General features: G+C 63.9%; 20 protein-coding genes, 1 tRNA gene and 1 pseudogene. 15 read left to right on the top strand and 7 right to left on the bottom strand.

Translation table 11 applies throughout. The features are described from left to right. Positions 1-31: 31 nt before the first annotated feature. The 7 genes from BT183_RS08160 to BT183_RS08140 all read left to right on the top strand — a co-directional run bounded on the left by BT183_RS08160 (position 32) and on the right by BT183_RS08140 (position 7,086). Complete coding sequence (locus BT183_RS08160) at positions 32-1,165, top strand: Fic family protein (RefSeq protein WP_072340767.1); 1,134 nt, start codon at positions 32-34, stop codon at positions 1,163-1,165. A 66-nt stretch (positions 1,166-1,231) separates the two neighbouring features. Continuing rightward, on the top strand, positions 1,232-1,381 hold the full coding sequence (locus BT183_RS20915) for a hypothetical protein (protein WP_210185446.1): 150 nt from the start codon (positions 1,232-1,234) through the stop codon (positions 1,379-1,381). Positions 1,382-1,441: 60 nt separating this feature from the next. Beyond that, positions 1,442-2,899, top strand: a complete 1,458-nt coding sequence (locus BT183_RS08155) for a site-specific DNA-methyltransferase (protein WP_210185445.1) — start codon at positions 1,442-1,444, stop codon at positions 2,897-2,899. After that, on the top strand, positions 2,896-3,495 hold the full coding sequence (locus BT183_RS21155; RefSeq protein ID WP_280173920.1) for a DEAD/DEAH box helicase family protein: 600 nt from the start codon (positions 2,896-2,898) through the stop codon (positions 3,493-3,495). Before BT183_RS08155 ends, BT183_RS21155 begins: the two co-directional genes overlap by 4 nt. Then, the gene (locus BT183_RS08150) at positions 3,486-5,579 is read left to right on the top strand and encodes a restriction endonuclease subunit R (RefSeq protein WP_342078401.1); all 2,094 of its coding nucleotides are present in this window, start codon (positions 3,486-3,488) and stop codon (positions 5,577-5,579) included. Before BT183_RS21155 ends, BT183_RS08150 begins: the two co-directional genes overlap by 10 nt. 53 nt (positions 5,580-5,632) lie before the next feature. Next, on the top strand, positions 5,633-6,280 hold the full coding sequence (locus BT183_RS08145; protein WP_072341765.1) for a hypothetical protein: 648 nt from the start codon (positions 5,633-5,635) through the stop codon (positions 6,278-6,280). Continuing rightward, a complete protein-coding gene (locus BT183_RS08140) occupies positions 6,277-7,086 on the top strand; it encodes a DUF429 domain-containing protein (protein WP_072340765.1) in 810 nt (269 codons plus the stop codon). The genes BT183_RS08145 and BT183_RS08140 overlap by 4 nt, the downstream gene beginning before the upstream one ends. A gap of 213 nt (positions 7,087-7,299) precedes the next feature. Here the strand turns inward: BT183_RS08140 and BT183_RS08135 are convergent. Further along, a pseudogene (locus BT183_RS08135) lies at positions 7,300-7,431 on the bottom strand (ATP-binding protein); the annotation flags it as partial. Positions 7,432-7,677: 246 nt separating this feature from the next. On the opposite strand from BT183_RS08135, the gene BT183_RS08130 reads away from it, so the two are divergent. The 3 genes from BT183_RS08130 (at position 7,678) to BT183_RS08120 (ending at position 8,935) form a co-directional block, all read left to right on the top strand. After that, a complete protein-coding gene (locus BT183_RS08130) occupies positions 7,678-8,199 on the top strand; it encodes a hypothetical protein (protein WP_072340762.1) in 522 nt (173 codons plus the stop codon). A gap of 113 nt (positions 8,200-8,312) precedes the next feature. After that, on the top strand, positions 8,313-8,756 hold the full coding sequence (locus tag BT183_RS08125) for a hypothetical protein (RefSeq protein ID WP_143145703.1): 444 nt from the start codon (positions 8,313-8,315) through the stop codon (positions 8,754-8,756). Further along, a complete protein-coding gene (locus BT183_RS08120; protein WP_072340756.1) occupies positions 8,756-8,935 on the top strand; it encodes a hypothetical protein in 180 nt (59 codons plus the stop codon). The genes BT183_RS08125 and BT183_RS08120 overlap by 1 nt, the downstream gene beginning before the upstream one ends. Before the next feature lie 109 nt (positions 8,936-9,044). Here the strand turns inward: BT183_RS08120 and BT183_RS08115 are convergent, their stop codons facing one another. Next, positions 9,045-9,308: a hypothetical protein gene (locus tag BT183_RS08115; protein WP_143145702.1), complete on the bottom strand. Its 264-nt coding sequence runs from the start codon at positions 9,306-9,308 to the stop codon at positions 9,045-9,047. On the opposite strand from BT183_RS08115, the gene BT183_RS08110 reads away from it, so the two are divergent. After that, positions 9,292-10,470, top strand: coding sequence for a recombinase family protein (locus BT183_RS08110; protein ID WP_084603335.1), 1,179 nt, complete (start codon positions 9,292-9,294; stop codon positions 10,468-10,470). The genes BT183_RS08115 and BT183_RS08110 overlap by 17 nt on opposite strands. A gap of 38 nt (positions 10,471-10,508) precedes the next feature. Beyond that, positions 10,509-10,853, top strand: a complete 345-nt coding sequence (locus tag BT183_RS20230; RefSeq protein WP_084603334.1) for a hypothetical protein — start codon at positions 10,509-10,511, stop codon at positions 10,851-10,853. 2 nt (positions 10,854-10,855) lie between these two features. Here BT183_RS20230 and BT183_RS08105 read toward each other — a convergent pair. The 3 genes from BT183_RS08105 to BT183_RS08095 form a co-directional block, all read right to left on the bottom strand. Then, positions 10,856-10,932, bottom strand: a tRNA-Met gene (locus BT183_RS08105). A gap of 59 nt (positions 10,933-10,991) precedes the next feature. Continuing rightward, positions 10,992-12,458 carry a UdgX family uracil-DNA binding protein gene (locus BT183_RS08100; protein ID WP_072340751.1) on the bottom strand — a complete coding sequence of 489 codons (1,467 nt, stop codon included), beginning with the start codon at positions 12,456-12,458 and terminating at the stop codon, positions 10,992-10,994. Continuing rightward, entirely contained in the window at positions 12,455-13,693 is a 1,239-nt protein-coding gene (locus BT183_RS08095; protein ID WP_072340749.1) for a putative DNA modification/repair radical SAM protein, read from the bottom strand. The genes BT183_RS08100 and BT183_RS08095 overlap by 4 nt, the downstream gene beginning before the upstream one ends. Before the next feature lie 211 nt (positions 13,694-13,904). On the opposite strand from BT183_RS08095, the gene BT183_RS08090 reads away from it, so the two are divergent. After that, a complete protein-coding gene (locus tag BT183_RS08090; RefSeq protein WP_072340746.1) occupies positions 13,905-14,855 on the top strand; it encodes a ring-cleaving dioxygenase in 951 nt (316 codons plus the stop codon). Between the two features lie 80 nt (positions 14,856-14,935). Here the strand turns inward: BT183_RS08090 and BT183_RS08085 are convergent, their stop codons facing one another. Beyond that, entirely contained in the window at positions 14,936-17,038 is a 2,103-nt protein-coding gene (locus tag BT183_RS08085) for a vWA domain-containing protein (RefSeq protein WP_072340743.1), read from the bottom strand. Continuing rightward, a complete protein-coding gene (locus BT183_RS08080; RefSeq protein ID WP_072340740.1) occupies positions 17,035-17,592 on the bottom strand; it encodes an RNA polymerase sigma factor in 558 nt (185 codons plus the stop codon). The genes BT183_RS08085 and BT183_RS08080 overlap by 4 nt, the downstream gene beginning before the upstream one ends. A gap of 169 nt (positions 17,593-17,761) precedes the next feature. Between BT183_RS08080 and BT183_RS08075 the strand changes: the two genes are divergently transcribed. Next, positions 17,762-18,391, top strand: coding sequence for a hypothetical protein (locus BT183_RS08075; protein ID WP_072340737.1), 630 nt, complete (start codon positions 17,762-17,764; stop codon positions 18,389-18,391). A 365-nt stretch (positions 18,392-18,756) separates the two neighbouring features. Then, positions 18,757-25,857: an autotransporter-associated beta strand repeat-containing protein gene (locus BT183_RS20745; protein WP_177282430.1), complete on the top strand. Its 7,101-nt coding sequence runs from the start codon at positions 18,757-18,759 to the stop codon at positions 25,855-25,857. Positions 25,858-26,117 lie beyond the last annotated feature (260 nt).

Here is a 26,117-nt window from a genome sequence, read left to right as displayed (position 1 = left end):
CCTGATTCCCGATCGAGGGTGTTCGTAGCGAATGAAAATTGAGCAGTTCAAGCCGGGCGGCTGGAAAAAGCAGTATCAGTATAAGAGCTTTTCTCCGTCGCTTATCGACCACGACTGGACCTGGGATGACCCGCGAATAAACGTGCTGCTTGAGCAAGCGACACGGGCGCTTGGTGAATTGAATGCATATTCCCGCATCGTGCCGGATGTCGATCTGTTCATTCGTATGCACGTCACCAAGGAGGCACAGACCTCCAGCAGGATAGAGGGCACAAGGACTGAGATTGAAGAAGCGCTGATGCCCGAAGAGGCCATCGCGCCTGAAAAGCGCGATGACTGGCATGAAGTCCAGAACTACATCGACGCGATGAATGGCGCCGTAAGCGAGCTGGAGCGTCTGCCGATCTCTGTCCGTCTGCTCTGTCAGACGCATGGGGTTCTCATGCGCGGCGTGCGGGGCCAGACGAAGAACCCGGGCGAGATTCGGACGGCGCAGAACTGGATCGGAGGCTCCGGACCGATGGACGCAGCGTTCGTGCCGCCGCATCCCTCAGAGGTCCCGGAGCTACTGGCCGATCTCGAACGGTTCCTGCATAACGACCAGACTGCAGTCCCGGATCTGGTGCGGGCTGCCATAGCGCACTACCAGTTCGAAACCATTCATCCGTTCAACGATGGCAATGGGCGCATCGGACGGCTTCTGATCACGCTGTATCTGCTCAGCAAAGGCGTTCTTCAAAAGCCCTCGCTCTATCTTTCAGACTTCTTTGAGCGACACCGAGCGTCCTACATTGATGGGCTGATGCGTGTGCGCACGGCAGGGGATCTCAACCAGTGGATTCGGTTCTTCCTGGCCGGGGTGCTGGAAATCGCCACCAAGGGGCGTGAGACGTTCGAAAAGATTCTGGCGCTCAGAGATGAGGTAGAAACCCAGTGCCTCACGCTGGGAAAGCGCGCGCCGAATGCACGCAAGGTGCTGGACCTGCTCTACCAGCGAACCATCGTCACCGCCAAGGATGTCGAACTCTATGCAGGCGTGACGACGCCTACGGCCAACGCGCTTATTCGCGACCTGATGGTGCTTGGCATTCTGGAGGAGATCACCGGCCAGAGACGAGACCGGCTCTATGTGTTCAATCGTTACCTACGCCTCTTCCTTAGTTAAGCCAAATGGCATTTCCTTAACTAGCGTCGTCGCCTAGTTAAGTCCGCCCGAAAGCGTCCGACCCTCATGTCCAAGAAACCCAAGCTCGAACTGTCCTGGATCGGCAAGGAGGAGCGGCCGCGCCTCGAGCCGCGCATCCTGATCGAGGATCCTGTGCTGTCGCACCACGCGGCGACGGCGCGAGAGGGCGCCATCTACGACAACATACTGATCTAGGGCGATAACCTGCTGGCGCTCAAGTCACTGGAGGCGGACTACGCCGGCAAGGTGAAGTGCGTGTTCATCGACCCGCCCTACAATCCGGGCTCCGCATTCGAGCACTACGACGACGGGCTGGAGCACTCACTCTGGCTGACGATGATGCGCGATCGGCTTGAGCTTATCCGCACGCTCATGAGCGAGGATGCCTCCCTGTGGATTTCCCTCGACGATACGGAAGCGCACTACCTAAAAATTTTATGCGACGAGATATTTGGTCGTGCAAACTTCGTAACAAACATAGTTTGGGAGAAAGCCGACTCGCCAAGGAATTCTGCTCGGCAGTTCTCAACCGACCACGATCACATATTTGTCTATAGCAAAACACCTGATTGGCGCCCCAAGCGGCTGGCTCGGACGGCCGAGGCAGATTCGATCTACAGCAACCCAGATGACGACCCTCGCGGTCCTTGGTTGGCCGGCGACCCCTTCGCTAACAAGCCCTATTCCAAGGGCCTCTTCTCGATCACAGGCCCCACTGGTCGCGTCTTTTCTCCGCCGCCTGGTCGATACTGGCGAACCTCCGAGGAGCGGCTGCGGGCTCTCGATGCAGATGGACAGGTTTGGTGGGGGCCAAATGGCAGCGCTCGCCCCAGCATAAAGAAGTATCTCTCGGAAGTCGCCGATCTCGTTCCTCGAACGCTCTGGAAAAAGGACGTAGTAGGCAGCAACCGGACCTCGAAGAACGAGATGCGCTCCCTCTTTCCCGGCGACGCATCCTTCGAAACGCCTAAGCCAGAGCCACTTATTGAGCGGGTTCTGAACATCGCCACCAACCCTGGCGACCTCGTCCTCGATTCCTTCGCTGGCTCTGGCACCACTGGTGCGGTCGCTCACAAGATGGGCCGACGCTGGATTATGGTCGAACTCGGCGAGCACGCGAGGACCCATATCGTTCCGCGCCTCAAAAAGGTGATTAACGGCACCGATCCTGGCGGCGTCACAGAGGCGCTCGGCTGGCACGGTGGCGGCGGCTATCGCTTTTTCCGCCTCGCGCCTTCACTGCTGAGCGAGGACAAATACGGCAACTGGGTCATCTCGAAGGACTACAACCCGGCCATGCTGGCCGAGGCGCTCTGCAAGCACATGGGCTACACCTACGCACCCAGCCAGAACGCCGACGAATACTGGAAGCACGGCCAATCCACAGAGACCGACTTCATCTACGTCACCACCCAGCAGCTCACCCACGATGCCTGCAGGAGGATAGCGGACGATGTCGGGCCCGACCGCTCGCTGCTCATCTGCTGCAAGGCCTACAGCGCCAATCCCGACGCCTTCGACAACCTGACCCTCGTCAAGATCCCCACCGCCATCCTCAAGAAGTGCGAATGGGGCCGCGACGACTACTCCCTCGCCATCGCCGACCTTCCCGATGCCGAAGAGCCGGCTACCCCGCAGGAGCGGCCTAAGGCCGGCGGCTCCCGAGCGGCAAAATCACTCCCTCTGTTCGATGAAGAGGACGGAGAGGCATGAGCGACGAGCAGCGTCATCTCCGCCAGATCTCCCAGCGCCTGTCCCTGCGCGCGCCGCAGGAAAAGTCGCTGCAGATCCTTGCCAACCTGGTCCAGGCCGTAGAGTTCGACAAGACGCTTGACCCCGACCTGGCCCTTGCCGAGATCCAGAAGCTCTACCCGAGCGTCACCGCCTTCGAGCGTGAGTTCCCGTCGGTCTGCTTCGCCATCGCCACCGGCGTCGGCAAGACCCGGCTGATGGGCGCCTTCATCGCCTTCCTGCTCCTTACCGGCCACTCGAAGAACTTCTTCGTCCTCGCCCCCAACACCACGATCTACGACAAGCTGGTCGCCGACTTCTCGCGGCAGACTTCGCCGAAATATGTGTTCCGCGGCATCGCCCAGTTCGCGCAGACCCCGCCGATCATCGTCACCGGCGACACCTGGGAGAAAGGCCGCGGCGTGCGCGGATCAGACCTGTTCGGCAGCGACGCGATCATCAATATCTTCAACGTCGACAAGATCAACAAGGATAGGGTCGCATCCGCACCCTGCGCTAAACGATCGGCGAAAGCTATTTCGACTATCTCGCCGGCCTGCCGGACCTCGTGCTGCTGATGGACGAGGCCCACCGCTACCGAGGCTCGGCCGGCATGAGGGCGATCAGCGAGCTCAAGCCCATCCTAGGGCTCGAGATGACCGCCACACCGAAATCGGTCGGCACGCGCTCGCAGGCGTTCAACAACGTCATCTTCCAGTATGGCCTCGGGGACGCCATGAAGGACGGGTTCGTCAAAGAGCCCGCCGTCGCCACGCGCGCGAACTTCCGCCGCGAGGACTTCGACAAGGACCAGCTCGAGCAGATCATGCTCGAAGATGCCGTTCACTACCACGAACAGGTCCGCACCGAGCTCGAGCTCTACGCCCGCCAGACTGGCCGCCAGCGCGTGCATCCGTTCGTCCTCGTGGTGGCGCAGGACACTGACCATGCCGAGCGCATCCGGCAGGTCATCCAGTCCGAGCAGTTCTTCGGTGGGGCTTACAAGGATCTTGTCATCCGCGTCGACTCCAAGCTGAGCGGCGAGGAAAGCGACGAAGCCGTCGCACGTCTGGTTGGGCTGGAGACCGACGCCAAGACAGAAATCGTCATCCACGTGAACAAGCTGAAGGAAGGCTGGGACGTCACCAACCTCTTCACCATCGTGCCGTTACGCGCCTCGGCCTCCGACATCCTCACCGAGCAGACGCTGGGTCGCGGCCTCCGCCTGCCCTACGGCGAGCGCACCGGGGTGGAAACGGTCGACACTCTTACCGTCATCGCCCACGACCGGTTCGATGCCGTGATTCAACAGGCGCGTGCAGCCGACTCGATCGTGAGGGTCAAGGAGCTCACTATCGGACCGGGGGGCGACGTGCCCGAGACGGCTAGCCGCGTCATCGAGGGTCGCCCGAGTTTCGACACGCTGCTGACAGGCCGTCCCTCCGGGTTGAGCGATGGCGCGACGCAGGAGCCCTTTGTGCTGGACGATGCGGCCTCTCGGCAGGCCGCCGCAGTGACCCTTGATTTCATCCGGCACAAGTATGAGCGCCAACTCAGCCGCGCTGCCGAGCTCTGCACTCCGGAGGTGCGGCAGCGCCTCATCGAGGACGTGCGCCGCCAGCTCGAGCCGGTTCATCAGACGTTCGAGGGCATCGCGCCCGTGGTAGACCTCGACAAGGTCGTCGACGCGGTCACGCAGTCGCTGGTCGAGAACCTGATCGAGATCCCCGAAATTGCCGTCTTGCCCAGCCGCGAGGTTACCTTATGGTTCGAGGACTTCGAGCTGCAGGACCTGGGCCATGTGCGCTTCCAGCCCGTGTCAGAGACCATCCTCATTCGCAACCTGAGGCTGGAGACCCAGCGTGAGCTCGCTCGCGCCGCGACCGGAGCGCGCGAAAGTCAGGTCGAGAACTACATCATTCGGCATCTGATCGAGAGCCCGCAGATCGACTACGACACTCAGGCCGACCTGCTCTACAAGCTCGCCGGCCAGATGATCAGCCATCTGCGCAGCTACCTTGAAACCGAGGATGACGTCGAAAACGTCGCTCTCGTTCGCGGCAGACAACTGGCCGACGTGATCTTTGAACAGATGCGGCGGCACTACCACGAGACCCCAGCAGACTACCGTGCGAAGGTCGTCCGGGCGTTCCGCACCCTGCAGCCCTTCGCCGTGTCGGCTGGCACAGGCAACGGGGTGCTTGACCTCAAGAGGTCGGCCAACCCGCTGTCGGAAACCCGCCGGCATCTGTTCGGCGGCTCCACCAAGAGCCCGTTTACCCTGCACCGGTTCGACTCCGATCCCGAGCGCCGCTTTGCCGCAATGATCGATTCGGCGTTCGAGAAGAGCGTCCTGCGCTGGCTCAAGCCTGGACCTGGCCAGTTCGGCATCGAGTATCACTCTGGCAGGTCCTACGAGCCCGACTTCGTGGTCGAGACCGAAACCGAAAAGCTGATCGTCGAGGTGAAGTCCGTAGCCGAGATGAATGACCCCGTCGTCCGCGACAAGGCGCGGGCTGCCGCCGAGTGGGTGATTCACGCCAATGCTTTGGCAGAAGCAGGCGTAGGCAAGCCGTGGGCCTATCTGCTCGTGCCGGACAGCGCGATCATCGAGAGCGCTACCCTCGCTGGTCTGCGGAGCCGCTACGGCCGGATCGTCTGACAGCTCCCGGTGGTCGACCATTCTCAACTGTCCCCAAGGCCTTGAACCCGATGATGCGTAAATCCACCACAGTGCAGAGCCTTACCGACTTCGGGCGAGTGCGCCTCTCTAAGACCTTCTTTATGCGCGACTTCCTGTTCTCCGACATCGCCTCGGTGCATGGCTTCAACAATGTGCCGGACGATCCGGATCTCGCCATCGCCGCCGGCAGCCGGCTTTGCGAGGAGTTGCTCGAACCCCTGCAGGATCGCTTCGGCCGGATCGCCATCCGCTCGGCCTTTCGCTCCAAGGAGGTCAATGGCTTCGGCAACCAGATGCAGCGGGCCGGCAAGGCGGGCTACAACTGCGCTGCCAACGAAAGCAATTACGCCGGCCACATCTGGGACGAGCGTGACGCCGATGGCTACATGGGTGCGACGGCCTGCATTGTGGTTCCGAGCTTCTGGGACAGTTTCCAGCAGGAGGGCGACTGGCAGAAGCTGGCGTGGTGGATCCATGATCACCTGCCCCATGCGGGGCTCTACTTCTTCCCCAAGCTCTGGGCCTTCAACATCTCCTGGCACGAACGGCCGGTAAAGACGATCCAGAGCTACACCGCCCCCAAGGGCACCCTCACGGCGCCGGGCATGGCTAATTTCGACGGCTCCCACGAGGCGGCGTGGCAGGGCATCGAGGCGGCGTTTCAGAGGCAGCAGAAGTGAGAACGGCGATCGTCGGGTTCGATTCCGCCTGGACTGACCGACCCGGCATTTCGGGAGCTGTTTGCGTGCTTCAGTGTGAGGGCTCGAAAGTTGTCCAGATCACCGGCCCGGAGCTGTCGACCTTCGAGCATGCCCTTCATATCATTGAAAGTGAAGCATCAGCCGCCGATCGCTGCCTGGTTGCTATCGACCAACCGACCATCGTGCCCAACCTCACTGGCGCACGTCCGGTCGATCGTGTCGCAGGGTCGCTGATTTCATGGTTGGGAGGCGGCGTCCAGCCCGCCAGCCGAGCACGCATCGGGATGTTCGACGATGGCGCGCCCATCTGGCGATTCAAGGCGCGGCTGACTGCGAACGACGATCCCGAAGCCGCACGGATCGCGGTGGCAGGACGTCATCTCATCGAGGTTTTCCCGGCCCTGGCGTTGCCGTCGCTTGCGCCCGCATATTGTGGACGGCTGCTTGGACCGCGATACAACCCAGGCAGGCGCCGCACCTTTCGCTTGGAGCATTGGCACGGCGTGCTGGAATGTTTAGTGGAACAGGCCCTTGCCAATCACGTTCCAGAACTGGTGGAGCCTCTTCATTCCTTGGGCAACCATCCAGCCCCTAAGAAGTCGCACCAGGACATGTTGGACAGCGTGATCTGCGCGCTCGTTGGATATCTCTGGATGTTCGACGAGCGGGATCGCATGCTGGTGCTCGGGGACCTCGATACCGGCTATATCGTGACGCCCGCGGCAGGCGAGGCAAGAGTGAGGCTGCTGACCGCAGCGGGCAGCCGGTCCGTGTGGGCTGCATGAGCGAGCAACGTGGCAAACCTTGGTCTGCTACGACCGCTTGACACCTGTTGAAGCGGCTTGATCGCATAACAGCAGTGTGTGTCGATCTCGATGCTGTCCAACTGCGTCGAAGATTGACCACGGATCGGCAGGCAATATTGACCCCCTGAGGGGGATGAGCCGATCCGACTTGTAGACGCTGGTCGGGGGTGCGCAGCCGTCTCGGAACAGCGTTCAGGCGCGGTTCTTGAAGCGCCAGCGGTCGTTACTGGTATCGACGATGTCGCAGTTGTGGGTGAGCCTATCGAGGAGCGCCGTGGTCATCTTGGCGTCGCCGAAGACCGTCGGTCACTCGCCGAAGGCCAACTCGACTCGATTCAGGTTACTTATGCGGCGGCAGCTATGCGAGTCCGCGATAAAGCTCAGCAGAAATCCAACTGCGATCGCAAGTCTCCTGCCGCGCTACTATGATGGCGAAATTGCTGGATCCGCTTACGTCCCTGCTGATGCGGGCTTCCCGACTGTGCCCCTCGGCAAAACCAAACAAGTGCTTGACATTCCGTTTCCGTTGCATTAGAAGCAACGACAACGAAATGGAGCGCGTAGCAGCGGATGGCCAAGACATCGACAGAACGGAGCCGCGAGCTCAGGGCGAAACGAAAGGCCGCTCAGAGGGCCGCGCCCGACCTTACGACCAACTACCTTCGCAGGACCTTCTTCGAAGCGGCTGCTGGGCGCCTCCGCGAATTGGACTTCTACTGGAACTCAATGGGTGTAGAGGGTCCGGCGTTCGATGATGACCGCTGCCCGCGGTCATACGATGGTGCCGTCGAACAGATCGGCAGTGACGTGTGGGAAGCTTACTCGAGAGACTCGCTAGGGCGGGCTGAGAGCATTGTGAGCCTGCTGCTCGATACGGCTTCTGAGCTAGCCCACGCCATCAACGAATACAAGCTGGACGAAATTTCTGCCCGAATCGCCGAGATCGAAAAGGCTGACCTATCGCTGCCAGAGGTCAAGGCCAGAGCTCTCAGTGACATCGTGACATTGCAGGCCATCAAGGAGCGGCTTGAGGGCAAGTCGTTTCGGCGGTCTTTCGCCGAGTTCAGTGTCAAGGGCAACGTCTCTAACTAAACAAATTCCGCCGGGTGGGCATCGGGTTGCAATCGTCACCCACCCTGGCGGCGCTACCGGCAGAGCATTCTGCAATGCCGTCACCGGCCCACGGGCCAGAAAGGGACACTACCATGTCCGAGGAAACGCCTGCAATGGTCACCGAGCGGGAGCTGTTTGCGGCCTTCATCGAGCTTGCTGTGCACTCGAGCACCAATTTCGGGCCGGCTTGTTCGAACGAGAGCTACGAGCCGATCAGCTATCTGAAAATCTCTGACGAGTATGACGACCTGGAGGATGCTAGCGAACTGATTATCGAACGCCTCACCGAAGCGGACAAGCCTGAGGAGTATCTGCACTCGCTTGCCAATTGCATGGACACCTATGCCAACACCTTGCGGAAGGTCTTGGCAGATTTTCACTCCTTCAAGCGTCTCCATTCGATCGAGGCCCATTTTGGCGCCGAGCCCAAGGATCAGGGCAGCCAGGCCTGGCAGGCTTGGAGTGATGCTTGGGACGAGCACGACAGGCACCCTCGCTTTTTGGCGCCGGCAGTGACCGAAGGGGCGCTTGTCTAATGCCGATCGTTCCGAACACTGTTGAAGAACCGACTTCGCGTGATCGCTTGGTCTTTTACGTCATGTTTGCACTGAACCGTGCGGTTGAAGGTGTTGAGCAGGTAAGCACCTACGAACTCGCGGAGCAGATCGTTGAGTTGGTCGAGGAAACGCAGGAGCGTGAGGCTCTGTCGCGGTAGCGTCAATGCCAGCACCCGGATCAATGGTGCGGGTGCTCGGCAGGCGTCGCCCTACACGAAGAAAAGGTCGCTCCCTCGTGCTGCCGTCAGAACTCCGACGGTCGTCCAGCTATAAACTAAATAGATCGACGTTGCCTTCTAGCCGAATCTCGGCGCGACCAACTTCGATCACGAAGGTGAACCGGTGGAAGGCGCTCAAAAGCACGAAAAAGGACGCGAAAGCTCGCAAGCGGCTTGCCGGTTGGTAGCCGACAACGATGATGCGCTGCCTGATGAGATCGGTTGTATCATCGACGCACTGGCCCGCTCGGCCGCACGGCGCGATCACCACGCTGCCAACATAGGGTATTAAGACCATGACGAAGGCCGTCATCTACGCTCGCTACTCGACCGAGCTGCAAAGTGACCGTTCCATCGAGGATCAGGTCGGACTCTGCAGGAGGTTCATTGAACAGAAGGGCTGGCTCTATATCGCGAGCTTCTCTGACCGCGCCCGGTCAGGTGCATCGACGATAGGCCGAGATGGGCTGACTGAGCTGATGAGCCGAGCGCGCGCCGGCGACTTCGATGTCGTCGTTGTGGAGGCGTTGGACCGTATCTCGCGCGACCAGGAGGATCTTCCCGGCATTTTTAAACGCCTGAGCTTTCTTGGTATCGAGATCGTTAGCGTTCATGACGGCAAGGCCGATAAGATTCAGGTTGGAATTCGGGGGCTAGTCAGTGCGCTTTTCCTCGACGATCTCAAGCACAAGGTGCGGCGTGGTATGGATGGCGTTGTCCGCGACGGTCGCCATGCAGGAGGACGTGCTTACGGCTACAGGCCCAAGCTTGGGCATCCCGGCGAGCTCGAGATTGTCGAGGACGAAGCAGCTGTGGTTCGACGCATCTTCGAAGAGTTTCGTTCGGGCAGGTCGCCACGCGAAATTGCGACTGGCTTGAATGCAGATCGGGTTCCGGCGCCGCGTGGGGCTGTTTGGCTTGCCTCCACGCTGAACGGCAATGCCTCGCGAGGTCACGGCATCCTGGTCAATCCCATCTACGCTGGCAACATCGTTTGGAACCGCATCCGCATGATCAAGGACCCGGACACCGGAAAGCGCGTGTCGCGGGTAAATGATAGTGCCGAGTGGGTTACGGCGGCCGCGCCACACCTCGCTATCGTATCGACTGAGCTTTTCGTCGCGGTGCAAGAAAGGAAGGCCGCGCTTTCACACGTGCCGGCCCCTTGTCGTCGCAAGGCCAAGCACCTGTTCTCGGGCCTGCTTAAGTGTGGTTGTTGCGGGGGAGGCTTGTCCGTCAAGGATCGAGACCATGGTCGGGTTCGGCTTGTTTGCACCCGGTCTAGGGAGGGGGGCGACTGCGCAAACCGCCGCCATTTTTACTTAGATGAGATCGAGGGAAGGATCTCTCGCGGTCTGCGGAAACAGCTTGGCAACCGCACGGCGCTCGACCGCTACGTAAAGGTCTACACGGACGAGCGTCGACGCCTGATGGGAGATCGAGCCGGAGTTCTGAAAAGCTTCAGCGCCGCCTAGCGACCATCGATGCGAATCTCGGTCGAGCGACGGACTATATGATCCAAGGCCTTCTGGAAGAGGAAAAGGGCGCTACACAGATCCAGGACCTCAAGGCAGAACGGGCGGTTCTGATCGCTGAGCGCGAAGCTATCGACGATGTCGTGCCGGATTTGACAATCCATCCTGCGATAGCTGACGCCTACCTCGAAGCGCTGGGGAGCTTGGAGGGTGCTTTAAAAGGTCCGGAGGGTCCTTACGAGACGGAGGAGTTTAAGGCGGTGCGCGACTTGGTGGAGAGCATAGTGGTTACGCCGGATCCGACCTCGTCCAGTCCGCATGTCGAGGTCAATGGCGATCTCGCGCGTTTCCTCGCACCGTCTCAATTTTCGTCGGGGGGGTAAAGTGGTAGCGGAGGAGGGATTTGAACCCCCGACACGCGGATTATGATTCCGCTGCTCTAACCAACTGAGCTACTCCGCCCCGAGGGGCCGTGCGGCGGCCCCGGTGCGCGCCGTAATTAGGCGGGGACCATGCCGCTGTCAAGCGTCTGCCGCAGCCGCAGGTCCGGCAATCGCCTGTGCCACGAGCGCCAGGTCGGCAATGAACTTTTCACGCTCGCTGGCCGCAAGGGCGCGATCGGGAATGCGCAGCAGGTAGGAGGGGTGGTTGGTGACAAAGAGCACGCTGCCATCCTCGCGGGCAATGGGCGCGCCGCGCAGCTTCGAGATCGTCGCGCTCCGCCCCATAAGGCTTTGCGCAGCGGTTGCGCCCAGGGCGACGATGATCCTGGGGCGCACGAGCCGCAATTCGTGCGAGAGCCAGACATTGCAGGCGGCGATCTCGCTGCCATCGGGCTTCTGGTGCAGGCGCCTCTTGCCGCGCGGCACGAATTTGAAATGCTTGACCGCATTGGTGACATAGACGCGCGACCGATCGATCCCCGCTTCGGCGAGCGCCCCATCGAACACCTGCCCGGCGGGGCCGACGAAGGGCCTGCCGGCAAGATCCTCCTGATCACCGGGCTGCTCGCCCACGAAGACAATCTCTGCATCTGCCGGCCCTTCGCCGAATACGGGCTGCGTCGCCTGCTCGTAAAGCGGGCAGCGGCGGCAAGAGGCCAGGGCATCGTGAGCTTCAGACAGTGTGGCGAAATCGTCGGTGGCATTGGCCGGACTGTCAGCCTCGCGCCCGGCCTGGCGCAGGTGCCGGGCCGGAGGCTGGCTCGCGGCTCGTTCGATCATCGCCATCTCTGCCTCCCTTGCGCCGCGGATCAGGGGATCAATGAGCCGCGCCTCGGGCAGGTTGCGCCAGTATTTTACCGGCATCTCGGATTTCATCATCGCGACCTTGAGGCGCGCGGGATTGAAGATGGAGGCGAAATAGGTGGTCCAGGCGGCCTCCACCGCATCTTCGGACGGGACGTCGCCCTTGCGGCCGCCCGGGCCGAAGGCGAGGGCCTGCCCGTTCCAGACGGCGCTGGCATAGGGGGTGACGATGGCCCAATCCATGCCGTCGAAGCGCCGCATGAAGAAGGGGGCGGTGCGTTCGAGGACATAGTGATCGGGTTCGAACCAGGCGGCGAAGCGCTCGCGCTCCGCTTCGTCCGCAATCTCGACTTTGCGGAAGCGCACGAAGGCGGTCATCTTGTGTGCGTCGCGCCGCACCGCCGAGGCCATCTGGCGCAGTCGCACGATATCGGGGTCGCTCGCAACTTCGAGCAGGTTGCGGTCGCCCTTGAGCCGCCAGAGGATGCGGTAGCAAAGCGCGAAACGCTCCGGGTCGCGGTGGCAGAGCGCCGCTTCGGCCTTTTCGAGGAAATCGGGCGAAACGCGGGTGACGGCCTCTGCCGGTGCGGGCGGAGGCGCATCGCCCGCCAGCAATTGCTCGAAGGCGTCGGGGCCGATCCATGCGACATCCGAAGGCTCTATGCCATGGGCGAGAAGGGCGCGGGCATGGCCGCGCCATTCGGCAAAATCGGCGTAACCGTCAAGCCGGATCGCGATCATCCGAAGAGCTCCATCTGCTGGGGCCTGGGGGTGAGCCTTGCGCGCAGATGGGGCGAATCGATCACGCCGCCCGGCGTCCAGTCGGCACACACGATGAAGGCCCGCATCGTCTCGATGCTGCCGGCCAGCCGCGCGATATCGTCGAGCCGGAGGCGATGGTGCCGGCGCGTCGAGAGAATGCGATCGACCCCCGTCTTGCCCAGGCCGGGCACGCGCAGTAGCGTCTCGCGGCTGGCGCGATTGACGTCGACCGGAAAATCACCCCGGTTCTTGAGGGCCCAGGCGAGCTTGGGGTCGATCGCGAGGTCGAGCTGCCCGCCTTCGCCCCCCGCCACGATTTCGGGGACCGAAAAGCCGTAGAACCGCAGCAGCCAGTCGGCCTGATAGAGCCTATGCTCGCGCATCAGCGGGGGCGGCTTGAGAGGCAGACGCGAACTGGCATCGGGGATCGGCGAGAAGGCGGAATAATAGACGCGCTTTAACGAATAGCCCGAATAGAGCCCCGCCGCCCGGTTGAGGATCGCCGCGTCGTCGGCCGCATCGGCGCCCACGATCATCTGGGTCGATTGTCCGGCGGGGGCGAAGGCCTTGGGCTTGCTGCGCGACTTGCCCTCGGGCCTGGCCTCGTCGAGCCGGCCGCGGATGCGCGCCATGGCGGTGCGGATTTCGGCCGGCCGCTTTTCGGGCGCGAAATGCTCGAGCCCGACATCGGTGGGCATTTCGATATTGGTCGAAAGCCGGTCGGCCCAGCGCCCGGCTTCGGCAAGCAGGTCGGGATCGGCGTTGGGAATGACCTTGAGATGAATATAGCCGAAGAATTTGTGCTCGGTGCGCAAGCTTTTTGCCACGCGCACCATCTCCTCCATGGTGTAGTCGGGGGAGCGGATGATGCCGGAGGAGAGAAACAGGCCCTCGATGTAATTGCGTTTGTAGAAGTCGAGCGTCAGCTTCACCACCTCCTCGACGGAAAAGCGCGCCCGGGGGACGTTGGAGGAGGAGCGGTTGACGCAATAGACGCAGTCATATACGCAGAAATTGGTGAGGAGGATCTTGAGCAGGGAGATGCAGCGCCCGTCCGGTGCATAGGCATGGCAGATGCCGCTGCCCTCGGTGGAGCCGATGCCGCCCGTGCCGGCGCTCGACCGTTTCTTTGTGCCGCTCGAGGCGCAGGACGCGTCGTATTTGGCGGCATCCGAGAGGATGGCGAGCTTGCGATCGAGCGTGAGAGTGGCCATCAAAGTTCCCTTTTTGTTCTTTCCTAGCGCGATCGACCGGTGCTGTGCACCCCAAAAAGACAGGCTGCCCGCAAGTGTGATTGTTCGCCGGCGCGAACCGATGTGATTAGACATCGTTCGTTGGAGGGCAACGGTCTGTTGTGGGACGGCCACTCGCACCCGGCCGCAAAAGCCCTTAGCTAAGCGTCACACGAACACGGAGGACTTTTCGATGGCACTCGAGCTTTCAGGCATCCACCACCTTACCGCGGTCACCGCCGAGCCGGTGCGCAACCTGGCCTTTTACACCAAGACCCTGGGCATGCGGCTGATCAAGAAGACCGTGAACCAGGACCAGACCACCGCCTATCATCTGTTTTACGGCGATGGCGTCGCTTCGCCGGGCGCGGACCTCACCTTCTTTGATTTCGACGTCGGTCGGGAGCAGCGCGGCAGCAATTCGGTCATCCGCACCGGCCTGCGCGTCGGCAGCGAGGACGATCTGAAGTGGTGGAAGGATCACCTGCAGACCTCCGGGGTCGGCACCAGCGCCATCAAGGAGCGGGCCGGGCATCTTTCGCTCGATTTCGAGGATTTCGAGGGCCAGCGCTTCCGCATGGTGGTGGCCGAGGGCCAGAAGGCCGTGGCGTGGGACAAGAGCCCAGTTCCGGCCGAGCGACAGATCGTCGGGCTCGGGCCCATCACCATGTCGGTGCCGCGGCTCGATCGCACCGAGGCGGTGCTGACCCAGGTGATGAACATGCGCAAGGTGCGCACCTACCCCGCCCATGAGCGCTATGGCGAGGTGCATGTGTTCGAGATGGGCGAGGGCGGACCGGGGGCCGAGCTCCATGTCAGCGTCGATCCGGGCATGGCGACGACCCGGCCCGGCGCCGGCGGGGTGCATCACGTGGCCTTCCGCACGCCTGACCAGGACAGCCTGCGCCAGTGGGTGCGCCATGTCGGGCAGTTCGGCATCCGCTCCTCGGGCGAGGTCGAGCGCTACTATTTCACCTCGCTCTATTTCCGCGAGCCCAACGGCGTGCTGTTCGAGATCGCCACCGACGTGCCGGGCTTCACCGCCGACGAGCCGCTGGAGACCCTGGGTGAAAGCCTGTCGCTGCCGCCCTTCCTCGAGCCCAACCGGGCGGCGATCGAGGCCAATCTCAAGCCGCTCGTCTGACGGCGATTGACCTCAGGCCGGACGTGAAGAGGGACCCGCAAGGGCCCCTCTTTTTGTTTCGCACTATCGGTGGTCGGCTGTCAGGGCCGGCCCAGTGTCCGGGCCAGACCGACGAGGGCGATGAATTCGGCGCGATAGCCGCCTTCATCCGCTCCGCGCGCACCTCGCGCCAGGGCTTCGATGGCCGCATAGTCCATGGTGCCGAAATCCGAGCCGCGCAGGGTCTGTCCGAAGGCCGCTACAGCCGCGGCAAAGCGCATGTCGGGGCTGGCCGCATCGAGGCTGTCGAGCACCGAAGAGGGGCCCACGGGGATCTCGATCAGCCGACTCTCGGCCTCGCCCGGCTGCTTGTAGCGCAGCTTGACGAAGGCGAGCTCGTCGCTGGGTTCGGTTGCCGCCACCGGCGCGGCGGGCCGCTCGCCATAGCGCAGGGCATCGAAGCGTTCTGCGCCCGAGCCCACGGGGGTGATCTCGTAAAGCGCCGTCACCGTGTGCCCGGCCCCGATATCGCCGGCATCGACGCGGTCGTCGTTGAAATCCTCGCGCTCAAGCGCCCGGGTCTCGTAGCCGATGAGGCGGTATTCGGCGATTTGGGCCGGGTTGAACTCCACCTGCACCTTCACATCCGAAGCGATGGTCTGGAGCGTGCCGCCGACCTGTTCGACCAGCACTTTCTGCGCCTCGCGCAGGCTGTCGATATAGGCGGCGTTGCCATTGCCGTTCTGGGCCAGCGCCTGCATCGTCGTGTCGTCGAGATTGCCCTGTCCGAAGCCCAGGACCGAGAGGCTCACTCCGCTCGCCCGCTTGGTGCGGATGAAGGATTTGAGCGCCTCTGGATCATCGATGCCGACATTGAAATCGCCATCGGTGGCAAGGATCACTCGATCAATGCCCGGCCCATCCGCGTTGCGCTCGGCCAGCCGGTAGGCGAGCTCGATGCCTGCCGAGCCGGCCGTGGAGCCGCCGGCCGAGAGCCTGTCGAGCGCGGCAAGGATCGTCGCCTTGTCGTCGGCCGACGTGGGCTCAAGCACTACCCCCGCCGAGCCGGCATAGGCGACGATCGCAATCGTGTCGCCTTCGCCCAGCTGGTCGAGCAGCAGCGCGAAGGCCCGCTTGAGCAGCGGCAGCCGATCCGGCGCGTCCATCGAGCCCGAGGTATCGATGAGGAAGGTGAGGTTGGCAGGCTGGCGCTCCCCGGCCAGGGGGGCATAGCCCTTGATCCCCACGTGCAGGATCTGCGTGCGGCTGTTCCAGGGGGAGGGATAGACCGAGATGCTGGTCGAGAACGGCTCCTCCGCCGAGACCGGCGCCGGATAGTCGTACGGGAAGTAGTTGATCAGCTCCTCGAGCCGGATCGCCTCGGGGGCGGGCAGCCAGCCTTCGGTCAACGCCCGGCGCATATAGGAATAGGACGAGGTGTCGACATCGACCGAAAAGGTCGAAACCGGCTGCTGGTTGGTGCGCACCAGCCCGGATTCGGTAAACGGGGCAAAGCTGTCGCCCGTCATCGGCTCGAAGGGCGTGATCGGCCGGAAGCGGTTCTGTTCGCCATAGACACCGACCTGCGAGGCGGGCGAGGCGGGTGCGGCTGCCTGCGGCATGGCTGCCGACATGCCATCGGCGCTGCGCTTGGTCATCGTCTCGCCGGCCGAAAGCCGCACCCCGCCGGTGCGCTGTGGCGCCGGGGCAATAGCGGTAGGGGCACTTGCGGCTGGAGGCGGCGAGGGGGCGGGCTCGGCCTTCACGATGATCTCTTCGGCCCGCTCCTGCATCGACTGCGAAACAACCGCATCGGCCTGGCGCGAGGCCATTTCCACCGGCGCCTGCGCCGCCTCGGGCCGGGCTGCGATCTCGATCGCGGCGGGCAGCGGGCGACCGGGCTGGAGCGCCGTGGTGGAATAGAGCTGCCAGCCCAAAGGCAGCATGACAAGCGCGACGGCAGCCGTGCTCAGCCCGAAGGCGGTACGGGTATCCATGGTCCAGTTCCTCGCAAAATCGGGGAGTATGGACCTGAGACGCCCGATGAGGCCGCCCCCTTGGGCCGCCTTGCGGACCTTGTCAGCCTGGGAGATGTCGAACGCCGTCATGGCAGCATTGATCGCCTCGCGGCGCGTGGCGGCATCGGGAGCCGGAATGTCGCGGCGCTTGAGCAGCGCCAGCTTCTCGTCGATCCTGTCGGTCATAGAAGCCCCCTCAGGCTCTTGCGGGCCTCGTGCAGGTGCCAGGAGACGGTGCTCTCCTTGCAGCCCATGATTTCGGCAGCCTCGGCATGGCTCATGTCCTCGGCATAAACGAGAATGACGGCCATGCGCTGCTTTTCGGGCAGGCGGTCGACGGCGGTCCAGACCTCGCCGGCGGCAGTGGCCTCTTCTTGGTCGGGCAGGGCGCTGTCGGGGCTGACTTCGGCGAAGCGGTCGACATTGCGGCCGCGTCGACCGCGCGCCCGCTGCATGTCGCGCACCGCATTGACGGTGACGCGATAGAGCCAGGAGGTGAAGGCCGAGCGCCCGTCGAAGCTGGCGATGGCGGTGGCGAGCTTGATGCACACCTCCTGCGCGATATCTTCTGCGTCAGATCGCGCGCCGGCCCATTTGCAGGCGGTGCGGAATATGAAATCGTAGTGCCGCTCGACCAGCTGGCCGAAGGCATGCCGCTCGCCGGCGCGGGCGCGGGCGATGAGCGTCTCGTCGGAAATGGCGGGCGACGGGCCGATGGCCGGGTCAACCAGATTGGGCATCAAGGCAAAGGACCGTGGCACCTTACTCACCTCCACTGGAGAGCATCTTGGCAACGGGTCGACAAGGGCCGATTGCAAAGCGATGATCCTTCTTGCATGGTTTTGCGTCCCCTCGCCGGGCGGCCCTCTCAGGGTCCTGTCCGGCTTCTCATCTGCCAGTGGGACGCCGATGCTGCGCCGCGCCTTGGGGCGGCTGGCGATTTTTATCGCCGCGCTGCTGGCCCTGATGGTCGAGCCAAGAGCGGAGGACCGCGCTGCGGCCGAGGAACGATTCTGGCGCGCCGTGGCGGCGGCCCATACTGTCGATGCCGGCATCGTGGCGCTCGAGCCGGTTCCGCAGGACATTGCCGAAACGCTGGCCATCGGCACGCTCGTGCCACTGCGCGCCATCATCGGAGGCAGCGAGGCCGTTGTGCAGGGCTATGGCGATGTTGCGGGCGGCAACCCGGCCTTTCCGCGCTTTCGCAGCGTGGGGTCCGACGGCATCGCCAGCCTGCTGCGGGCGCTCGCCATCCTCGATCCGAACCGGACGCTGTCGGCCCAGGACATCATCCCCCGCATCGCCTGGGCCTATCCCGAATTCGGCGTGCCGGTCGCTGTGCCCGGCATGCCCTGGACGATCACCAACACGACGACCGGCGCCACGCTCGAATGGACTACGCGCAACTCCTCGCGCTCCGGCATCCTCAATTTCTGGCGCATCGCGCTGCATGTGGACGAGGACCATCGCGCCGACCTGCGCCGCGTCGACATTCCCAATCCCTTCCTGCTCAAGGGCACGGTAAGCCGGTTCTGGTAAGGGCGTGACGACGGCCCGCTGGCTGGTCCGCGTACCAAGAGCAGCGGAGCTACAGCAAACGCCCGAGAATCGCGCGCGTCGGCGGACCGGTCGTGGGGGCCTGTGCATCTCCAAAAGGTGGGTTCGGCGGTCTGAGCCGACGGACGCGCGTCTGTTTTGTCGGACAGTGTTGCGACGATGCCACGAAGATGACCCGAAAATTCATCTTTCTTTAGGGTTTAAGCTGTTGTGGCCACTCGAATCTTTCGGTGGCCCGGTGGTTTTCGGGCGCAAGAGCGTTTGATTGCTTAACGAAAGGTTATGAGGTGAACTCCGCTCAGGTTGCGTGCGCGCGGACGCAGCCAACCCTTGGGGAGGGTATCAGCATGGCAGCCAGATCCATGGTGCAGACGACCTATACGGCCCAAGGGCCGAGCCGGTCGCCAGAAGTGCTGTCGAGGCTTTCCCGCACGGCGCAGGCCGGCGTGTCGCTGCTAGCGCTCTGTCTCGCCTTCCCCCTGTTGCAGCCGGGTGTGGCCAAGGCGCAGGACACACGCACGGTCGTCAACGGGCTGGGCGGGGGCGGCGTCATCCTCCTCAACGATGCGACCGCGACGGCGCTGGCGCCGGTGCTCTCCGACGCCGGCGACGGCATTCTGGCTTCGGCGGGCCATGGCGCGGTGGATGGCGAAACCGGCGCCATCGCCACGATGACCTCGGTGGGCACCGTCATCCAGGGCACCACCGGCAGCTATTCGGTCTCCGACGCGATCTTCACCAATTTCCTGACGCAGGGCGGCGCGGGCAGCGGCGGCGGTGCCGGCTTTGGTGGCGTGTTCTATGTCGACCGGGGCGCGACGCTGACGCTCAACAATGTCGACTTCCACGGCAACACGGTGGTGGGCGGAGCGGGCGGGAGCGATCCCTCGTTGCGCGTCACCTCGCAGGTCGATATCGGGGTCGCCGATATCGAAGTCCCCTATGTGCCGCTCTCGGCCTTCCAGATCTCGCCGCAGCTCGGTGGCGCCGATGGCAGCTACACGGTGACCACGCTGACGCTGCCGCCCGAGGGAGCCAACACTTCGCTGAAGCCGGGCATGCGCGTGCTGTTGCCGGGTTCGACCACGCCGGTCGAAATCCTGACCGTCAGCCCCAATGGACGCACCATCACCCTTGCCAGCAGCGCGCCCGTCTCGACCGGGCTCGTCTTCGATCCGGGCGAGGCCAATAGCGGCACCGCCGGCACCAACGAGACGGTGCTCAATTTCAACAGCTTCGGGCAGAACATCAAGCCGGGCAGCACGCTCGTCATCAATGGCGATCCGACCACCACATATCGGGTCAAGAGCTACACCGAGACCTCGGTGACGGTCGAAGGCATCGTGCCGGCGGGCGTGCTCAGCGACATTTCCGCCAGCGATCCGGCGGATCGGCCGGACTTCGAGTTCGTCAACCTCGTCAATTTCGATGTGACCTATATCAAGAGCGTCACCTATGACGGGACCAACAGCACGATCGCCCTCGCGCAGCCGAATGCGTTCTTCAAGCCCGGCATGGTGCTGACCGACGACCGCATTCCGGGAGGCAGCGCCGAAATCATCGACATCGATGCCAATGGCGGCATCGTGGTTGCCGGCGACATCACCGGCAGTTCCGATCCGCTGATGGGCTTCACCGCCTCGCTCGAACAGGCGGCGGCCGGTTCCAACATCGTCTATGCGGGGTCGGGCAAGCTCGTGGTGGGCATGACGGTGTCCGGGACCGGGGTGGCTCCCGGCACGACGATCACGGCCATCGATCCGGCCGATGGCACCATCACGCTGAGCCAGAACCTGACCGACAAGCCCACCTCGCTGTCGTTTTCGGGCGTGGCGGGCACCGGCACCAACACCATCACGATGATCGACGCCAGCCTTCTCGAAGGCGTCGTGGAGGGCATGGTGATCACCGGGGCGGGCATTGAGCCGGGCACCACGGTCGATTCCATCAGTGCCGATGGACTGACGATCACGCTTTCGAGCGACATCGTCGATGCCACCGCGCTCGCCAACCTGACTTTCGGGGACGCGCTTTCGCAGGGCGGCTCGATGAACGGCATCGCCCAGACCGTCACCGGCGACCCGGGATATGACGGTATCAATGGCGTGCCCCCCAGCGTGGTGTGGAGCGATGGCGAGGGCGACGACGGCAAGGATGCCGGCAGTGCCGGGGCCGGCACCGTCGGGGTCGGTGGCACGGGCGGGCAGGGCGGGGACGGCAGTTCGGGGCTCACCTGGAACCCCTCGCTGGTCAAGGGCCTCGCCGATATCGTCATCGATGCGGCGTTCCTCACCGCCGAGGCGGCATCGGCCCTGGCCAGCGTGCCGCCCGACGTCGCCGAATCGGTGAGCGTGGCGCTGCAGGCTGCCAAGGCCTATGTCGATGTCGGGCTCGCCGTGGGCGAACTGGCGGAATGGCATGCCCTGCTTTCGGATGGCTATAACGGAGCCGGCGGCGATGGCGGCGCGGGCGGCTGGGGCGGTAATGGCTCGGACTTCTTCGGCGGCGGCGTCGGGGGCTTGGGCGGCGATGGCGGCGATGCGGCGCTGCCGATCGGGCAGGCCGGCAATGGTGGCAATGGGGGCTGGGGCGGCAATGGCGGCTTCGGCGGCGGTGGCGGCATGGGCGGCGGCGCCGGCACGATGGGCAGCGGCCTCTATGCGGCCGATGGCCTAGGGGAACGGGGCGGCAAGGGCGGCTTCGGCGGCGGCGATGGCGCCAATGGCTATGGCGAGTTCGGGGAAGGCGGCGCAGGCTTTGGCGGCGCCATATTCGTGCGCCAGGGCGGCAGCCTGACGATCACCGGCAATTCCACCTTCAACTTCAACCGCGCCGAGGGTGGCGATGGTGGGCTGATGGGCCAGGCCGGCAATGCCGCCGGCACCGACCTGTTCATGATGAAGAATTCCACCGTCGCGATCCGTCCGGGCACGCGCCTTGTCGGCACCACGGTGGTCGACAATGTCGTGACGTTCAACGGCTCGATCGGCGATGACAGCCGCGAAAGCTTCGACGAAGCGATCAACGGCCGCGGGTCCGGCGCCAGCCTGACCATCGGCAAGGGCCTCGTGATCTTCAACGGCCGCAACACCTATACCGGCCAGACCCGCATGGAAGGCGGCGTGCTCCAGGCCAAGGATGGCTGGGGGCTGAGCAATTACAGCAACCTCAATTTCAACGGCACGGGCCGTACGGACGGCACGGGCGGAGCCAGCCTCTTCGATAACGCGCAGGCCGGCGTCATCATGACGACCGGGGTGTTCGGCCGCCAGCTCGGCACTGCCGGCACGCAGGTGCAATGGACCGGCAGCGGCGGCTTTGCCGCCAAGGGCGGTGACCTCGTCGTCAATATCGGCAATCTGCCAACCCCGCAGAAGCTCTTCTGGGGCGTGACGCCCGGTTTCTTCATCGGGCCGCCCGACGGCGATCCTACGGGGCCGCTCGGCCCCATCGACACGGCGGCGCTGGTGTTCGGCTCCGAACATGCCGATTCGGCGGTGCATTGGCTCAACCGCATCGATCTGGGGGCGCTCGACCGGCAGATCCTCGTGGCCAGTAATCCGCTCGCCACGCACTTCGCCCGTATGGCGGGTGCGATCTCCGGGACGGGTGGTCTCATCGTGGGCGAGGCCGGCACCGATTTCTGGGACGGCACGCTGATCCTCACCGGCCAGAACACCTTCACCGGCGGCATCGATCTGCGCTCGGGCACCCTGGCCGTGGCGAACGGCGGCACGCTCGCCACCGGCACCGATGTCGACATCTCGGAAGGAGGCAATTTCCAGGTTCTGACGGACGGGCTGGAACTGGGCCTCATCGACAATGAGGGCGCGCTGACCGTGGGCGCGGATCTCAAGGCGCTCGGCATCCGCAATGCGGGGTCGGTGCTGATGATGGCCGATATCGATCTCAGCCCGGGCTTCCCCTATGCGGACGACCCCGCAACCTATCCCGAGCCCAATTTCTACGGCGACTTCTTCAATGACGGTCCGGGGGCGTTCCTCTGGGTGCTGGCCGACGGCACGGACACCGAACACACCCTGACCGTGCAGCAGTTCCGTGGCGAGGGCACGGTCCTGCTGGGCGATGGCACCGATGCGCCGACCCTGACCATCGACCAGTATGGTCAATCCGAGTTCGCGGGGGTGATCACGGGCGACGGCAACATCGTGCTCACCGGCGGAACCGCGGGGGATGCCGCCGACCCCGACAGCACGTTGACGCTGACCGGCATCAATACCTATACCGGCACCACCGTGATCGATGACGGCAGCACGCTGGCGCTTTCGGGCGCGGGCAGCATTTCGGAGTCGAGCGGGGTGGAGGTCAACGGGCGGCTCGACATTGCCGGCGTGACCTCACCACTGTCGGTTGGTACGGCCGGACCCGAAGGCACGCTGATCAATGATCTCAGCGGCAGCGGCGAAGTGGCGCTGGGCACCAAGCTCCTGGTGATCGACAATGCCGCTTCGCTGTTTTCGGGCGTCATCTGGGGCGATGGCGATCTGGCCATCCAGTCCGGGGTGCAGAGCCTTTCGGGGGTGAACACCTATACCGGGGAAACCTACGTTCTGGCCGATGCCGAGCTCAAGCTCGTTGCCTCCGATCCGTCCGATCCCGGCTCGCCGGATGGCAGCATCGCCGACTCCGTGCGCGTGGTCGTGGATGGCACGCTCGATATCGCCGAGACCAATGACGGTGCCGAGATCAAGGGGCTCGAGGGCGCGCTCTCGACCTCGAGCGTTGTTTTGGGCGATGAGCGCCTGACGATCACCGATGCCAATGCCTTCGATGTCGCGCCGCCGACGATCGGCAATCCGGTCGGATCGAGCTTTGCGGGCGTCATTTCCGGCGCCGGCGGCCTCAGCATCGTCGATGGCCGGCAGACGCTGACCGGCGTCAATACCTATACGGGCTTCACGGTGATAGAGGATGCGAGCCCCACGACGCGGGGCGAACTCTTCCTTACCGGCGCTGGCAGCATCGCTGCCTCCGAACTGGTCGAGGTTGATGGCCTTCTCAATATCGAAGGTACCAACGCCCCGGGCGCGGACATCATCCGGCTCGGAGGCGCCGCGAGCGGCCAGATCGAGCTGGGCGATCGCACGCTGACGCTCACGGGCACCGGGGATTCGGATTTTGCCGGCACGATCCTCGGCAGTGCGACAAGCGGGCTCACGCTCGAAGGCGGCACGCTGACGCTGACGGGCGCCAGCCCGGATTTCGATGGCAAGACGACGATCGAGGACGATGCGACGCTCTTCCTCGCACTCGGGGGGAGCATCACCGGCTCGACCGTCGAGGTCGCGGGCACGCTCGACATTTCTGGCATCACCACGCCCAACACCATCGGGGGGCTCACACCGCTCGGCACCTCGGTCTTCGATCTTTTCGGGGACGGCGAAATCGTTCTGGGCAGCAACACTCTGGCCGTCAGCAATGCCACCGGTGGCACGTTCTCCGGGCTGGTCACCGGCACGGGAGCATTCGGCGTCTCGGGAGGCGCGCTCGATCTCGAGTTTGCCGAAACCCAGACGGTCGCGGCCAATCTCTTTGCCGCCAATGGCGGCACGCTCACCCTCTCGGGCGGGACCATCGATGCCTCCGGCCAGGGCCGGTCGCCGCTCTCGGTCATCAATGGCGGCACGATCGGCGCGACGGACACCACGATCGTCTCGGATGCAGCGCATCCGGCCGTCGCGGTGCTGTTCAACGGCGCTTACGATGTGGCCAACGGACCGGCCGAAATCACCCTCGGGGCCGGAACGGTGCTGCAGAATGACGGCGCGCTGCTGATCGTCTCCCGCACGGGAGCCGGGTCGGAACTGGGCAATGTCAACTTCGTCATCGACAATGGTGCGTCGGTGGTCGGGGATATTCTCGACGAAGATGCCATCCGCGCGCCCGGCATGGGCGGCACCGATGTCCGCATTGCCGAGGGCGTCGACTGGCGAGGCCGGGTGGTGGCTGCCGACTTCTATGTCGAAGGCGGCGCCTCGGCGCATTTCGAGATCGACAGCGTGCTCAACAACCTGACCGCGGAGGCCGGGGCGCAGCTCAATTCGGTGACGGGCAATCTCAACGTGCTCGATACCTTTACGCTCAACAGCAATGGGCTGGTGGCCCCCGGGGAATCCCCGGGTGCCTACAACACCACCAATTTTGCCAGCAATGACAGCGCCTATCTGATGTCGGTGCGGTTTGGCGAGGCCAACCCGCTGCCCGGCGATGGCAATGACTATGCGCAGATCAACGTGCGCAATGCCTTTACCGGGCTGGGCGGCGTCGGGCCGGGCACGCTCGGCATCGTGCTCGAGCGCCACGAATCCGATCAGTCGACGCCGCTGGGCAATCTCGCGGCGATCGAATTGCTGCGCATCGGTGGCAGCGAGGCGCCCTCGAGCGACATCTACCTTGCCCAGCGCTTCGTGCAGAACGGCCGGGAACTGCTTCTCGACCGGCGCCTGCGCGATGCAGATGCCGGAGCCTCGGTGGTGGGCACGGTGGGTCCCGAGACCGAGGTCGATTTCTTCGGGGCGGGCGAGATGATCGTCTATGGGCTGACCTCGATCATCCAGGACGAGACCTATGCGCTAACAACGCTGGTGGGATCGACGCATCTGGCCACGAGCGATACGCTCGGCACCTATGTCGATCGGCGCGGGCCGGGTCGCGGGGAAGATCGCCAGACCAGCTGGATGCGCGCCGGCGCCACCCACGCCCAGATCATCGATACAGTGTCGAGCAGCCAGACCACCGGCTTCACGCAGATCGGCGGCGACCTCGTGCAACTTGGCGATCTGCGGGCCGGCCTCCTCGGCTCCTATGCCAATACCTTCAGCGACGTGACGACCGAAACCGGTATCAACCAGCTGACGGGCACGCTTTATGCCGGTGGCGTGCATGCCAGCTGGGCGAGCGGGGGCGTCTACCTCGAAGCGCTCGGCCAGTATGGGTGGAGCGAATGGGCCTTTACCCCCACCGATGCCAGCGAGATGAAGCTCAGCGGCGGAACGGTGACGGCCGCTGTCGAGGCGGGGCTCGGGTTCGGCAACGACCACGCGACCATCACCCCATGGGGGCAGTTCGTCTACCACCTGAGCGATCTGGGCAATCTGGATACGGACTGGGTGGATGGCGTCGTCTTCCAGAACAAGGAATCCATGCAGGTGCGCGGCGGCGTCAGGGCGTCCGGCAGCTTCTACGGCTTCGCGCCCTATGCGGGCGTCGCGGTTAGCCACGACTTCGCGGAGGTCAAGACCACGAGCACTGATGGCTTCGACTTCACCAGCGGCATGGGCGGGATGAAGGTCGAGGTCGGCGCCGGCTTCGAAGCGAGCGTGGCGCGGAACTTCAAGGTTTCGACGGACCTCAAGGGTGCCTATGGCATCGATACCGGCGAAATCGTCGGCTACCAGGCCCAGACCAGTCTCCGGGCGACCTGGTAGGGCCAGAGGCCCGCGACATGATGGCAGGCGCGGACGGCCCGGATTTCCGGGCGGTCCGCCGAAGCCATGTCGTAACCGTCTGACACTACATCAAACTGAATAGCGCGCTGCTGCCCGGTCCTGCGACCGTGTCGCGATTCTTGGGTCGGCTCCTCATCGCGTTTTGGCGGGACCGGCATTCCCTTCGCGATTACGGATGATCCAGTGCCTCCTTCCCCTTCCTGCGCCGGCTGCAGCGGCGGCGACGACTTTCCCATTGC

The organism is Devosia enhydra (assembly GCF_900119845.1).
In the GTDB taxonomy this organism is placed as follows: Bacteria; Pseudomonadota; Alphaproteobacteria; order Rhizobiales; family Devosiaceae; genus FPKU01.
The sequence above is the reverse complement of the archived record's forward strand: the minus strand, read 5'-3'. Positions and strand labels throughout refer to the sequence as shown.